Source organism: Paraburkholderia nemoris (genome assembly GCF_905221015.1).
GTDB classification, from domain to species: Bacteria; Pseudomonadota; Gammaproteobacteria; order Burkholderiales; family Burkholderiaceae; genus Paraburkholderia; species Paraburkholderia nemoris.
The window spans coordinates 16,356-30,093 of sequence record NZ_CAJNBO010000019.1; the positions used below are offsets into that span (position 1 = coordinate 16,356).

Below are 13,738 nucleotides of genomic sequence, written 5' to 3' on the forward strand. Positions count from 1 at the left end.
CAAAAACAAAAACGCCACGGAATTCACACCCCGTGGCGTTTTTTCATTCCACCGCGCCGCGATCACGCCGCGCGGGAAACCTCAAACCTTACGCAGCAGCGATCGCTTCACGCGCGCCAGCCAATGCGGCGGTAGCAGCGTCCGGGCCCATGTTCAGGCCTTCGGCGTAGATGAAGTTCACATCGGTCATGCCGAGGAAGCCGAGGAAGCTCTTCAGGTACGGCGTTTGGCTGTCGTTCGGCGTGCCCAGATACTTGCCGCCGCGTGCCGAAACCACGTGGACCTTCTTACCCTTCACGAGACCTTCCGGACCGTTCGCCGTGTATTGGAACGTGATGCCGGCGCGTGCGATGAAGTCGAAGTACGTCTTCAGTTGCGACGAGATGCCGAAGTTGTACATCGGTGCGCCGATCACGATGATGTCGGCGGCTTGCAGTTCGGCGATCAGCGCTTCGCTGCGTGCAGCGATCGCGGCTTGTTCCGGCGTGCGCTGGTCAGCCGGCGTGAAGAACGCGCCGAGGACGGCGTCGTCCAGGTGCGGCAGCGGTTCAGCTTGCAGGTTACGGACGACGACTTGCGCGCCCGAATTCGATTGTTGCAGCTTTGCGGTCAGCTCGTTGACGAGAAGCGTCGAGTTCGCGCCTTGCGAGCGGGCTGCCGAGTTGATTTGCAGGATCGTGGTCATGGTTGACTCCAGTAGGGGCGCGCAGTTTTGCGCGAGTGGAGGCATTGTGATTTTTTACCCGCCTGGGAAAAAGCCATCCGGCAGCGAAGGATTGTTGCACTGGTAGAACAATCCCCCGCCCTGAACCGCCGATTAAGGGCAGCCCGGATTACGATCAGCTTGCCAGCCAACGCTCCCGCGCCTTGCGTGTGACGGGCCGTTTGTCGGTGACGGTCAGCTTGTAGCGCGCCACGTCAGGCCCGTCCAGCTTGAGTTGCGCCGTGCGCAGCTCGTCGCGGCGGAAAGCGTGGACTTCGACCTTCGCGCCCGGCAGATAGCGCGATAGCAGCGAATCAAGATTCGAGCCGGTGACACGCAGACCGTCGAGCGCGATCAGCACATCGCCCGCCGAGAGGCCGGCCTTCTGCGCCGCGCTGCCGTCATGAACGGCCGCCAGCGTGCAATCCGTGCCGCCGCGCACGCGCGCGCCGAGCGACGGCTTGCCATTCTTCTCGAGCTCGGGTGCGAGCGTGACGCCAAAAGGCGCGAGCAGCGTGTCGAGGGGCAGATCGCGTGTACCGTGGACGGCTTCGGCGAACAACTCGCCCAGCTGCACGCCGGTCGCTTCGGCAAAAATCGCCTCGACCTCGCTTTCTTCGACGCCGACAGGCTTGCCGCGGTAGAAGTCGCGCCCGAAGCGCTGCCACAGCAGGCGCATCACGTCGTCGAGCGATTTGCGGTTGTCAGTCTGCGCACGAATCGTCAGATCGAATGCCAGCGCGACGAGCGAGCCCTTGGTGTAATAACTGACGATCGCATTCGGCGCGTTTTCATCCTGACGATAGTATTTGACCCAGGCGTCGAACGAGCTTTCAGCCACCGTCTGCTTCAGACGGCCGCTGCCACGCTGCACGCCACCAACTACTTTGCCGAGCAGGCCGAAATAGTCGTCTTGCGAGATCAGGCCGCTGCGCACGAGGATCAGATCGTCGTAGTAAGAGGTGAAGCCTTCGAACAGCCACAGCAGCGACGTGTAGTTTTCGACGCTCAGGTCGTACGGCGCGAACACGGCCGGCTTGATACGCTTCACGTTCCAGGTGTGGAAGTATTCGTGGCTGCACAGACCGAGGTAGGTTCGATAGCCCTCGGTGGGCGCGTCGCGGCCTTCCACCGGCAGATCGCCGCGGTTGCAGATCAGCGCAGTCGAGGCGCGATGCTCCAGTCCGCCGTAGCCATCGGTGACGGCCTGCGTCATGAACACGTAGCGATCCATCGGCGCTTTCTTCGACTTCGGCTCGAACAGCGCGATCTGTGTTTCGCAGATACGCTTCAGATCGGCGGACAGACGGGCCATATCGAGCCCGATCACGCGACCCGCGATCACGATGTCGTGCGGCACGCCGTGCGCCTTGAAGGTCGCAAGTGCGAATTCGCCCAACGTCACCGGATGATCGATCAACTCGTCGTAGTTCTGCGCGCGATATTCGCCGAAGCCATAGCGCTTCGTGCCGCGCGCTTCCGGCAACGCGGTGGCGACACGCCAGTCGCGATACGCCGCGCCTTCCGGCTTCTGGATATCGACCACGCACTGCGCCTCCTCGTGACCGAGCGGCGACAGAAATACGCTGGTGCCGTTAAAAAAGCCCGTCGTGTCGTCAAGATGCGCGGCGCGCACCGACAGATCCCACGCATATACCTCGTAGCGCAGCGTCAGCGCGCCTTTGACCGGCGCTGCCTGCCACGTGTGCTTGTCGGTCTTTTCGACGCGCACCTTGCGGCCCGCTTCATTGGTGGCCCGCAACGTGACGATGTTGCGCGCGAACTCGCGCACCATATAGCTGCCCGGAATCCACACCGGCAGCATGAAACGCTGGCCGGCCGGATCGGGATCGGCGACGGTCACAGTGACTTCGAACAGGTGGGCGGCGGGTTGCTTCGGAACGATGGTGTAGCGGATCGGCTTCATCGGCGGCGACTAGAAGTGTTTTGGCGGGGGGAGATTCGGGCTTGATGTGAAAGGAGGCGCACTGCGCGCCTCCTTTCTTCGACTGGTGCTGCGTGCTCAGCGCACGGCGGACATTTCCTTGTCCAGCCGGTCGGCCGGCACGGCGCCGGGCAGGCGGCGGCCGTCGGCGAGGAACACGGTCGGCGTGCCGTCGACGTTCATCGCGCGGCCGAGCGCCAGGTTCTTGTCGATCGCAGCGGTGTCGCAGGTGCCGGCTGCCGTAGGCGCCTGATGATCCTGCATCCACGATTCCCATGCCTTCGCGCGGTCGGTCGAGCACCAGATCGACTTCGACTTGGCAGTCGAATCCGGCGACAGCACCGGGTACAGGAAGGTATAGACCGTGACGTTATCGATCGACTTGAGCGAGGTCTCGAGCTGCTTGCAGTACGGGCAGTTCGGATCGGAGAACACGGCGATCTTGCGCGCGCCGTTGCCCTTTACGACCTTCACCGCGTTCGCGAACGGCAGGCTCGCGAAGTCGATCCGGTTGGTCTCAGCCAGACGCGCTTCCGTCAAATTCTTGCGGGTCTTCGCGTCGACCAGGTCGCCGAGCATGAGGTAATCGCCGTTCGCATCGCTATAGATGATCTGCGTGCCGAGATTCACTTCGTAGATGCCGGCAATCGGCGACTTCGTCACGCTCTTGATCGTCACGTCCGTCAGACGCGTTTGCAGGGTGGCTTTGAGCTTGTCGGTAGCTTGATCGGCCTGTGCGGAGCAGCCGATTGCCACGGCAGCGATCGCGAGCACGGCGGCCGCGATGCGGAAGGATTTTTTCATGCTGAATTCCTGGAGTTCAATCGCGCTCGAGGCGCGTTTTTTGGGACGTTTCTGGTCTGACCAGAATGATGTCCATCCGTTCATAATACCCGTCTCGCCGGCCGGGTATGCCGGCTCGGACGCATTACCCGAGCGCGGCCGACACCAGCCAGCGCTTGATAAACGGCTGCGCGCCGACAAACGCCATGCCGGTATTGCGCAGCACCTTGGCAAAAGGGCCGGGCGCCGAGAAGAGTTTTTGCAGGCCGTCGGTGGCGATCATCAGCGCGCGGATGTCTTCGCGACGGGCGCGTTCGTAGCGGCGCAGCAGCACCATGTCGCCGAGATCGCGGAACGCTTCCTTGCCGGCGACCGTTTCGGCAAGCGCCGCGACATCGCGTAAACCGAGGTTCATGCCCTGGCCCGCCAACGGGTGAATCAGATGCGCGGCGTCGCCAACCAACGCGACGTGCGGCGCCACGAGCTTATCGACGGTTTGCAGCGCGAGCGGGAAGCCTTGCGCGGGCGTCACGCATTCCAGCGCGCCGAACTGCTCGCCCGTCACGCGTTCGACTTCAGCCGCGAGTTGCGCCGGATCGAGCGCGAGCAGTTGCTCGGCATGCTCGGTGCGCGCCGACCAGACCAGCGACACGTGGCCGTCCGGCATCGGCAGTAGCGCGATGATTTCGCCGTCCCTGAACCATTGATAAGCGGTTTCGCTGTGCGGCTTTTCCGCCTTGAAGTTCGCGACCACGCCGGTTTGCTTATAGTCGCGCCGATCCATTTTCGAGCCGATCTGCGCGCGTACCCACGAATGCGCCCCGTCAGCGCCGACCACGAGATCGGCCTCGAGCACGTTGCCGTTGGCAAGACCGACGCTTGCGCCATCCGCGGTAAAGTCCAGCGCCTGTGCACGCGTGTCGATCCAGGTGAGATTGGGCTGGAATCGCAGCGCGGCATCCAGCGCGCGCTCGATCACCAACGATTCGACGATCCACGCCAATTGCGGCACGGACGCCTGAAAAGCGGAAAAGTGGAGTTCGGCATGCGCATCACCATAGACGCGCATGTCGTAGACAGGCCCGAGCTTTGACAGATCGAGCGCCTGCCAGACCCGCAACCGCTCCAGCAGAGCCTGCGAACTCGACGACAGCGCGTAGACCCGCGAGTCGAAAGTGGCGCCGGCCGCCAGCGCCGCGCAGGGTTGCGCGAGCAGCGCCACGCGCAGTCCGCCTTGCGTCAGCGCCAGCGCCGCGGTCTTGCCGACGAGCCCGCCACCGATCACGGCGGCATCAAAGGTCTGGTGGTGTGCGTTCATCCGCGCATTATAGCCGCGGGGGTTGCGGGGGACGGATCGAGCGCCCCGCTTTACCGCAGGCAGATCAAGAACCCCATCCGAACGGGTTACAATTGCGCTTTCCGTGACAAAACTCGCCCAGAATCGTCGAGGCAACGCCCCGATCTGGTGTCTTGTCCCGCTCCGCTGCACTCGCTTCGCCCCGCCAAACGCGAAGGCTTTCCGAATCCTGCACACAGCGTCGAGCGCATCACGCAACTTACTGATTCACTGAAGGATTTCCATGAGCCTCAAATGCGGCATCGTCGGCCTGCCTAACGTCGGCAAGTCCACCCTGTTCAACGCGCTGACCAAGGCGGGCATTGCCGCCGAAAACTATCCGTTCTGCACGATCGAGCCGAACGTCGGCATCGTCGAAGTACCGGACGCGCGTCTGAAGGCGCTCGCCGAAATCGTCAAGCCGGAGCGCATCCTGCCGGCCGTGGTGGAATTCGTCGACATCGCCGGTCTCGTGGCCGGTGCGAGCAAGGGCGAAGGTCTGGGCAACCAGTTCCTCGCGAACATCCGCGAAACCGACGCGATCACGCACGTGGTGCGCTGCTTCGAAGACGAAAACGTGATTCACGTCGCGAACAAGGTCGATCCGCTGTCGGATATCGAAGTGATCAACACCGAGTTGGCGCTGGCTGACCTCGCGACCGTCGAAAAAGCGCTGTCGCGCTATTCAAAGGCTGCCAAGTCGGGCAACGACAAGGAAGCCATCAAGAACGCCGCGGTGCTGGAAAAGGTACGCGCTCAGCTCGACCAGGCCAAGCCGGTCCGCGCGCTCGACCTGTCGGATGAAGAAAAGGCCACGCTCAAGCCGTTCTGCCTGATCACCGCCAAGCCGACCATGTACGTCGCCAACGTGAAGGACGACGGTTTCGAGAACAATCCGCACCTCGACGCAGTCACGAAGTTCGCGGCAGCCGAAGGCGCGCCGGTCGTCGCCGTGTGCGCAGCGATCGAAGCGGAAATCGCCGACCTCGAAGAAGCGGACATGGAAGTGTTTCTCCAGGACATGGGCATGGACGAGCCGGGCCTGAATCGCGTGATTCGTGCGGCTTTCAAGTTGCTGGGCCTGCAGACCTACTTCACGGCCGGCGTGAAGGAAGTGCGCGCGTGGACGATCCATATCGGCGATACCGCACCTCAGGCAGCGGGCGCGATCCACACCGACTTCGAGCGCGGCTTCATTCGCGCGCAGACGATCGCCTTCAACGACTACATCACCTACAAGGGTGAACAAGGTGCGAAGGAAGCCGGCAAGATGCGCGCGGAAGGCAAGGAATACGTCGTCCACGACGGCGACGTGATGAACTTCCTGTTCAACGTTTGAGCGGAAGCGCTATCAGGCCTAACCCTCACCCAAGAAACCAAAAAAAGGCCCACCTCTCCAACCAAGCCGGTCGCTTAAGCTGTTGAAACCCACCCCGTAGTGCGGCGGAATAGCCCCTGTTAGTCAAAGACTACAGGGGCTTCTTCTTGTCCGGTTTTCCGCCGAGGGCGAAATGTCAAGGCCAGGTGCGAGAGCCAAGGTGCCTCCGGGTGGCAAGGCAGCGTTGCCAGACGCGCTCCCGTTCGTTAGGGGCGGCAGAAAACTAGCGCCGAATAGCCATTGCAGCGGCCGACAAGAACGTCCCGCTACTTCAAGCGCTAGTCAGATTGCCTCGGCGCCGATGCTGGCCCTTCTGCGTGCGGTGTCCAGCATGACTACCTTGCCTGGTCAATCGCGTTCATGGGCTCGCGCTTCCGCCCACGAAGCCGCTGCGGCCTCGTAGATGCCGCCATCACGGCGGCCGACCGCCAGCACGACGATATCCGGCGGATTCTCATTATCGCGGACCAGATAGACCAGCCTGTAACCGATTCCCCGCAACTTGATTTTGTAGCAGTCGACGAGTGGCGACCGGAGTTCGGCGCCCGGCAACCTAGGCGTTAACAGGCGTTTCTTCAGCGCATTCTTGAAGAGCGCTTTGACCGAGCCGTCAAGGTCCGCCCAGTCTTCAAGCGCCTCAGGCACGAATCGGAGTTCGTGCGCCATCAGAGGTCGTCGAGGTTGACCTTGACCGCGCGCCTCACCGATTTGAGGCGAGACTGCACAAGCGTCGCCAGCTGACGCTCGTCGTATAACTCGGCCATCTGGGCCATCAGCTCAGGCGATACCGTGTAGAAGGCCGGACGATTGTGATTGAGCACGGCCACAGGCTGGCCATGCGCCTCTTCAACCACTTTGCCCGGATTCTGTTTAAATTCCGAGATGCTGACGGTTAGCACGCTGTGGATGTTTTCCATGGCAACACCAAATAGGTCAAAATTTAGACCTATTTTACACCCTGTTTGTCCAATGTGCTCGGGCAACGCAAGCCAATCCCATCCGAACGGATCGATCGATATCCAACAAGTAGCCAGGCGCGAAAAAGGCATCTTCGTTCGACGGACGAGACAAAAACCCGGGTACAGAAGAACCCGACACTCGGGGCCGGCCAGTGCTGCGTAATCGCCTGGCGCGACGGTCGAGACGTATGCGCTAATCCTGAGGGCACGCCGACAATTTCGAAGATAATTCGGGTCATCTTTCTGAGCAACGCATCCAATTTCGCCCATGAACACGCTAAACGAAATGCTCTTCCGGCTCACCAAGAACCGGTTGAAATCGATGATGCGCTGGTTTCCTGATGCTGCCCACACGGGCACGAAAGAGCAACTGGTCGGGAAAATTATGCAAAGTCTTATGGGCAACGGGCTGCGCGCCCTCTGGGATCGCCTCGACGAGACCCAACGTACGGCGGTGGCGGAGACCGCATACGCGCCAGACGGTTTGTTTGATAAAAACCGGTTCCATGCGAAACATGGGTGCTTGCCTGAATTCACTGTGAAGGAAAATGGCCGCTATTCGTACTATGGACCGCCGACGGCGCTGGGCCTCTTTTTGTACGACCAGGATGGGTATTACAGCCTGCCGGTTGATATGCGCGAGCGACTAAAAGCCTTCGTGCCCGAACCCGAGTCCGTCCAGCTGAGCACTAGCGAAACACTTCCGGAGTCGATCGACGAAAATCGGCTGACGGTGCGACATACCGAGCGCGATGCCATGGTGGATCTGTCGGTTCTGCTACGTCTGATGGATCAGGGCAAAATCCAGGTCAGCGAAAAGACATCTTTACCCGGCGCAGCAACGCTGCGCCTGTTGACAGAGAGCCTCGCCGGTGGCGACTTCTACGCCCATAAGCCCCCGCAAGATCAATGGGATCAGGAGAGCGGCCCAATCAAGGCGTTCTCGTGGCCGCTGCTGCTTCAGGCTGCCGGGCTGGTGCAACGGAACGGCAGCAAACTGGCGTTGAGCGCAGCGGGGCGGAAAGCGCTGGCCTCATCCCCAGCCAGCGTATTGAGTGCGATCTGGAACAAGTGGCTTAAATCCAGTCTGTTTGACGAGTTCAGCCGCGTCGATGTCATCAAGGGGCAGAAATCGAAAGGTCGCGTGATGACTCCCCTGGCGCCCCGTCGCACGGCTATCACCGAAATGCTGCGACTCTGTCCGATCGGAGCGTGGATCAATGTCGATGACATTTCCCGATTCATGCAAGCAACAGGTCGCACGTTTGACGTGACCCACGATCCATGGAAGCTCTATGTCATCGATCCGCAATACGGCGCCCTAGGCCACAACGGCTGGAACATATTGCAATTGCGCTATTTGCTCTGTTTCCTGTTTGAGTATGCCGCCGCGCTGGGCATCGTTGACGTCGCCTACATCGAGGCGACTGGGGCGCGCGCTGACTTTTGCCGCATATGGGGAACGGATGATCTGGCATTCCTCAGTCGTTACGACGGCCTCATCTACTTCCGTGTAACACCGCTTGGTGCTTATTGCCTCGGACTGAATGATGACTACACGGCAGCGCCAATCCAACCCAATGCCAAGCTTTCGGTGTTGCCCAGTCTGCAGATCAATGTCGTTGGCGGAAACCTGTCGGCGGAAGAACTTCTGACGCTCGGCACTTGGGCCGTAGAAGCGACGGACAAAAGTTGGCGGCTGGACCGTCAAAAGGCCGTTGAAGCGGTTGAAAGAGGACACGATATTGACGACCTTCGGGTATTCCTTAAGAGCCGGGAGGACCAACCCCTGCCCGAGACGGTCGAGTCCTTCATGAAAATCATCCAGCAACAAGGTAGGGCGCTGAAAATTTCGGGTACAAGGCTGTTGATCGATTGCCAAAATGCGGAAATCGCAACCTTGATCGCCAGACATAAGGAATTAGCCGGTTTGTGCCAGCTTGTGGGCAATCGCCAGCTAATAGTGCGGCTTGAAAACGAAGGAAAGTTCAGGGCCTTAATTCATACCTTAGGTTTTGGCATGCCCGCTTAAAGGCCAAGATAGTCGCAACCTCAAAGAAGCCGAGAGTCCTAACCCTCAACGCCGCTCGCCAAAGCGGACGGCATTGCGTTCGCCGCGGAGGTTGGTTTTACTGCGGGACCGCGGTTATGTTTTGCGTTGGGCACCGCAACGGCATGACCGTCCCGAACTTGATCGCGGCCATCTGTGAAGGTGAATCCGCCAGCACCGCGTCGATCCCCATACACGCCGCCGCCTGATAGTCGGCCGCGTTATTCACCCCGATCGCAAGAATCCGCACGTCTGGGTTCCGTCTGAAGCAGGCTACCGTTGCGGGCGTCCACAGGGTCGCGATCACTTCCGAACGGCCCTCGCCCAACGTGAACTGCTCAACCACCGTCAGGGTACGGCGCATCTCGAACGCTGTCGAAGTGTGTTGCGCGGGGGCATCCACACATCCCCGGTTGAGCAGCACGCTCAACAAACGTTGGCGGGTTGCGTCGCGCGATTCATAAAGCCGTGCTTGCGTATAAATGCCGAAGCTCTGCTGGTACTGCGCATCGGTTGAATAGATCGTGACGCGCGACCATGCATTCTCCTCGCTCAGCACCTGGGCCACCGCCTGGGTTTGCGGCTGTGCAGGCATTGCCTTCATATCCAGCACGACCGGCATGGTCGGTGGGATTGCACGCAACGCGTCACGCAGAGTCGGAATGCCCACCGGCTGGGCGCGATACGGATACGCGTCGCCGCGACGGAAAGTCCAGCCGGCGTTCACGGCCGCGAGCTGCGCCGCGGTGTACCCGGAAACCGGGCCTTTCGCATCAGTCAGCGCCGACAGGTCGGCTGGACGGTACAGCACAGGCACCCCGTCCTTGCTCAACTGGACGGAGAGCCACATGGCGTCGGCATGATGCGCGATCGACTGGCGAATCGCTTCGAGCGTGTTCTCGGGCGCATCGCCCGTGCCGCCGCGATGGGCAACGATCTTCGGCAACGTGGTAACCGGCAGCGCGCCGCTGTCCGCCGCCACGCGCGTCAAGGGGCAACCGGCCAGCACAAGGCCCATCACCGCACCACACAGCGCAAATCGCATTGACCGAAGCATATGGGATCCTGATTAACGAACGTCACGTTAGTGCGTGCCCAATTCAAACATCGCGTCGGCACCCGTCTTCCCCTCTCGATGTCCAACTTGACCGCGCGCTCGCAGCGATGTTCGCCGGTCGACGTTTTGCCTTGACCTCGCGCAAACCAGCGCATTCAGACGCGCATTGTTTCCGTTCCGTGACAGCCGATGTTAAATTGCGGCAGTCGACGCCTCTCGAAAGCGGGCTTCCGCCAGGCGACTGACGCCGGACTGTCATCGAACACAAATAGAATCGCGCGATTCCCATCCGCGCCCGTTCCGTCAGCAATCAATTGCATGGGACCGGAGTAAGCACTAAAGCGCTAACTCCGGTCGACAAAGGAGATCAAATCGATGCGTTGCAAGCCGTTATTCCGTTCACTTTCCGTTGCCGCCGTGTTGAGCCTCGGCATTAGCCAGGCAGCCCAAGCCGCCACTGAAATCCAGTTCTGGCACGCCATGGAAGCCGCCCTCGGCGAGCGTCTGAACGACATCGCCAACGCGTTCAACGCGTCGCAAAGCGACTACAAGATCGTACCGGTGTTCAAGGGCAGCTACGACCAGACGCTCGCCGCCGGCATCGCGGCTTATCGCAGCGGCAACGCGCCGGCCATTCTGCAGGTCTACGAAGTCGGCACCGCGACAATGATGCAGGCGAAGAAAGCCGTGATCCCGGTCTCGGAAGTGTTCAAGCAAGCCGGCGTACCGCTCGATGAAAAGGCCTTCGTGCCGACCATCGCCAGCTATTACAGCGACTCCAAGACCGGCGAACTGATCTCGATGCCGTTCAACAGCTCGACGCCAGTGCTGTACTACAACAAGGACGCGTTCAAGAAAGCCGGGCTCGATCCGAATCAGCCGCCGAAAACCTGGGCCGAATTGCAGGTGGACGCGCAGAAGCTGAAGGCATCGGGCATGGCGTGCGGCTATTCGTCGGGCTGGCAGAGCTGGATTCAGCTCGAAAACTATAGCGCCTGGCATGGCGCGCCGTTCGCGTCGAAGAACAACGGGTTCGACGGCGCCGACGCGCAGTTGGAATTCAACAAGCCGCTGCAAGTCGCGCACATCCAGTTCCTGCAGAACATGCAGAAGGAAGGCACCTTCACGTACGTCGGCCGCAAGGACGAACCGATATCGAAGTTCTATAGCGGTGACTGCGGGATCATCACGAACTCGTCGGGCTCGCTTGCCACGATCAAGAAGTACGCGAAGTTTAATTTTGGCACCGGCATGATGCCGTACGACGCCAACGTGAAGGGCGCGCCGCAGAACGCGATCATCGGCGGGGCGAGCCTGTGGGTGCTGTCGGGTAAAGATCCGGCGGTGTACAAGGGCGTGGCGAAGTTCATGTCTTATCTGTCGTCGGCACCGGTTGCCGCGAAGTGGCACCAGGACACCGGTTATCTGCCGATCACGACCGCCGCGTATCAGTTGACCCAGCAGCAAGGCTTCTACGAGAAAAATCCGGGCAGCGATACCGCGATCAAGCAGATGCTTAATAAGCCGCCCCTGCCGTACACGAAGGGCTTGCGTCTGGGCAACATGCCGCAGATCCGCACCGTGATCGACGAAGAACTCGAACAGGTATGGGCGGACAAGAAGACGCCGCAACAGGCACTCGATTCGTCGGTGTCGCGTGGCGACGAGTTGCTGCGCCGCTTCGAGAAAGCCGGTAACTAAGCAGCCGCCGGCAAGGTTTCGGTGCGCCCGCACCGAAACCTGTTGTTGCAGCAAAACCTAGGAAACTTCGATGGAAAAGCGCTCCAGCTTCGGCACCAGCGTGCTGCCCTACCTGCTCGTCGCGCCGCAACTCCTGATCACGCTGCTGTTCTTTCTCTGGCCGGCAGGCGAAGCGCTATGGCAATCCACGCAGAGTCAGGACGCGTTCGGCACGTCGAGCGAGTTTGTCGGGCTTGCCAATTTCAAGCAGTTGTTCGCCGATCCGCTTTACCTGTCGTCGTTCAATACCACGCTGATTTTCTGTGCGCTCGTCACCGTGTTCGGATTGGTGATTTCGCTTCTGCTGGCAGTCTGCGCGGATCGCGTGACACGCGGCGCCAAGGCTTATCAAACCCTGCTGATCTGGCCGTATGCGGTCGCGCCCGCGATCGCCGCGGTGCTGTGGTCGTTCCTGTTCAATCCGAGCATCGGCCTCGTCACTTACGCGCTCGCCAAGTACGGCATCGTGTGGAATCACGCATTGAATGCGGGCCAGGCGATGTTTCTGGTGGTGTTGGCTTCGGTGTGGAAACAGGTCAGTTATAACTTTTTGTTCTTCTATGCCGGCTTGCAAGCGATTCCGCGCTCGTTGATCGAAGCAGCGGCCATCGACGGCGCCGGGCCGGTGCGGCGCTTCTTCGGCATCGCCCTGCCGCTGCTTTCGCCGACCAGCTTCTTCCTGCTGGTGATCAATATCACCTACGCGTTCTTCGACACCTTCCCGGTGATCGACGCCGCCACCGGCGGCGGCCCGGCCCAGTCCACCCGCACGCTGATCTACAAGATTTTCGCCGAAGGCTTTCAGGGGCTGGACATCGGCAGTTCGGGCGCGCAGTCCGTCATCCTGATGGTGATCGTCGTTGCGTTGACGGTCGTGCAATTCCGCTTCATCGAACGCAGGGTTCAATACTCATGATCGAGAACCGCCGCGGTTTCGACCTCTTCTGCCATGCGGTGCTGATTCTCGGCGTCGTGCTGGTGGTGTTTCCGGTGTACGTCGCGTTTTGCGCAGCGACGATGAGCGAGCATGAGATATTCAGCGTGCCGCTGTCGCTGGTGCCGAGCACGCATCTGTTCGAGAACATTGCGACGGTCTGGTCGCATGGCAGCGGCAATGCGGCGGCGCCGTTCGGCCGCATGCTGTTCAACAGCCTCGTGATGGCGCTGGTGATATCGATCGGCAAGATCGCCATCTCGATGATCTCCGCGTACGCGATCGTGTTTTTCCGCTTTCCGTTTCGCAATCTGTCGTTCTGGCTGATCTTCATCACGCTGATGCTGCCGGTCGAAGTGCGGATCTTTCCGACCGTGCAGGTTGTGTCGTCGCTGCATATGAGCAATACGTACAGCGGTTTGACCTTGCCGCTGATCGCGTCGGCCACTGCCACGTTCCTGTTCAGGCAGTTCTTCATGACGCTGCCCGATGAGCTGATGGAAGCGGCGCGTATCGACGGCGCGGGCGCGATGCGTTTCTTCTGGGACGTGGTGCTGCCACTGTCGAAAACGAACATGGCGGCGCTCTTTGTTATCACGTTCATTTACGGCTGGAATCAGTATCTGTGGCCGATCCTGATTACGAGCCAGCAATCGCTGACCACGGCCGTGGTCGGCATCAAAAGCATGATCGCGTCCGGCGACACCGCAACCGAATGGCACCTCGTGATGGCCGCGACGCTGCTTGCGATGCTGCCGCCGCTCGCCGTCGTGCTGACGATGCAGCGCTGGTTCGTACGCGGACTGGTGGACTCGGAGAAGTAACTCGCGCAGCGTGGGCGAGCTTCGGCGTT

The 13,738-nt window shown here is 60.7% G+C and carries 12 protein-coding genes; 5 read left to right on the top strand and 7 right to left on the bottom strand.

Translation table 11 applies throughout. The features are described from left to right. Window positions 1-88: 88 nt before the first annotated feature. The 4 genes from KHO33_RS26735 to KHO33_RS26750 all read right to left on the bottom strand — a co-directional run bounded on the left by KHO33_RS26735 (window position 89) and on the right by KHO33_RS26750 (window position 4,749). A complete protein-coding gene (locus KHO33_RS26735; protein WP_054036687.1) occupies window positions 89-685 on the bottom strand; it encodes an FMN-dependent NADH-azoreductase in 597 nt (198 codons plus the stop codon). Window positions 686-839: 154 nt separating this feature from the next. After that, window positions 840-2,630: a M61 family metallopeptidase gene (locus tag KHO33_RS26740; protein ID WP_054036685.1), complete on the bottom strand. Its 1,791-nt coding sequence runs from the start codon at window positions 2,628-2,630 to the stop codon at window positions 840-842. 96 nt (window positions 2,631-2,726) lie between these two features. Continuing rightward, window positions 2,727-3,452 carry a DsbC family protein gene (locus tag KHO33_RS26745; protein WP_054036683.1) on the bottom strand — a complete coding sequence of 242 codons (726 nt, stop codon included), beginning with the start codon at window positions 3,450-3,452 and terminating at the stop codon, window positions 2,727-2,729. Window positions 3,453-3,576: 124 nt separating this feature from the next. Further along, complete coding sequence (locus KHO33_RS26750; RefSeq protein ID WP_054036682.1) at window positions 3,577-4,749, bottom strand: UbiH/UbiF family hydroxylase; 1,173 nt, start codon at window positions 4,747-4,749, stop codon at window positions 3,577-3,579. A gap of 262 nt (window positions 4,750-5,011) precedes the next feature. Between KHO33_RS26750 and ychF the strand changes: the two genes are divergently transcribed. Further along, window positions 5,012-6,106 (top strand): redox-regulated ATPase YchF, encoded by a 1,095-nt coding sequence (ychF, locus tag KHO33_RS26755; RefSeq protein ID WP_054036679.1) that lies wholly within the window; start codon window positions 5,012-5,014, stop codon window positions 6,104-6,106. Between the two features lie 387 nt (window positions 6,107-6,493). On the opposite strand, the gene KHO33_RS26760 is transcribed toward ychF, so the two are convergent. Both KHO33_RS26760 and KHO33_RS26765 read right to left on the bottom strand, forming a co-directional pair. Then, window positions 6,494-6,811 carry a type II toxin-antitoxin system RelE family toxin gene (locus KHO33_RS26760; protein ID WP_200566064.1) on the bottom strand — a complete coding sequence of 106 codons (318 nt, stop codon included), beginning with the start codon at window positions 6,809-6,811 and terminating at the stop codon, window positions 6,494-6,496. Beyond that, window positions 6,811-7,062, bottom strand: coding sequence for a type II toxin-antitoxin system Phd/YefM family antitoxin (locus KHO33_RS26765; RefSeq protein WP_054036675.1), 252 nt, complete (start codon window positions 7,060-7,062; stop codon window positions 6,811-6,813). Before KHO33_RS26765 ends, KHO33_RS26760 begins: the two co-directional genes overlap by 1 nt. A gap of 310 nt (window positions 7,063-7,372) precedes the next feature. Here KHO33_RS26765 and KHO33_RS26770 point away from each other — a divergent pair, with 310 nt between their 5' ends. Further along, entirely contained in the window at window positions 7,373-9,136 is a 1,764-nt protein-coding gene (locus tag KHO33_RS26770) for a hypothetical protein (RefSeq protein ID WP_200566063.1), read from the top strand. A gap of 97 nt (window positions 9,137-9,233) precedes the next feature. Here KHO33_RS26770 and KHO33_RS26775 read toward each other — a convergent pair whose 3' ends face one another. Continuing rightward, window positions 9,234-10,211, bottom strand: a complete 978-nt coding sequence (locus KHO33_RS26775) for a glycerophosphodiester phosphodiesterase family protein (RefSeq protein ID WP_200566062.1) — start codon at window positions 10,209-10,211, stop codon at window positions 9,234-9,236. Between the two features lie 375 nt (window positions 10,212-10,586). Here KHO33_RS26775 and ugpB point away from each other — a divergent pair, with 375 nt between their 5' ends. The 3 genes from ugpB to ugpE all read left to right on the top strand — a co-directional run bounded on the left by ugpB (window position 10,587) and on the right by ugpE (window position 13,709). Then, window positions 10,587-11,912 (top strand): sn-glycerol-3-phosphate ABC transporter substrate-binding protein UgpB, encoded by a 1,326-nt coding sequence (ugpB, locus tag KHO33_RS26780; protein WP_200566061.1) that lies wholly within the window; start codon window positions 10,587-10,589, stop codon window positions 11,910-11,912. 70 nt (window positions 11,913-11,982) lie between these two features. Then, the gene (gene ugpA / locus KHO33_RS26785) at window positions 11,983-12,867 is read left to right on the top strand and encodes a sn-glycerol-3-phosphate ABC transporter permease UgpA (RefSeq protein WP_054036671.1); all 885 of its coding nucleotides are present in this window, start codon (window positions 11,983-11,985) and stop codon (window positions 12,865-12,867) included. Continuing rightward, window positions 12,864-13,709: a sn-glycerol-3-phosphate ABC transporter permease UgpE gene (gene ugpE, locus KHO33_RS26790; RefSeq protein ID WP_200566060.1), complete on the top strand. Its 846-nt coding sequence runs from the start codon at window positions 12,864-12,866 to the stop codon at window positions 13,707-13,709. The genes ugpA and ugpE overlap by 4 nt, the downstream gene beginning before the upstream one ends. The last annotated feature ends 29 nt before the right edge of the window (window positions 13,710-13,738 follow it).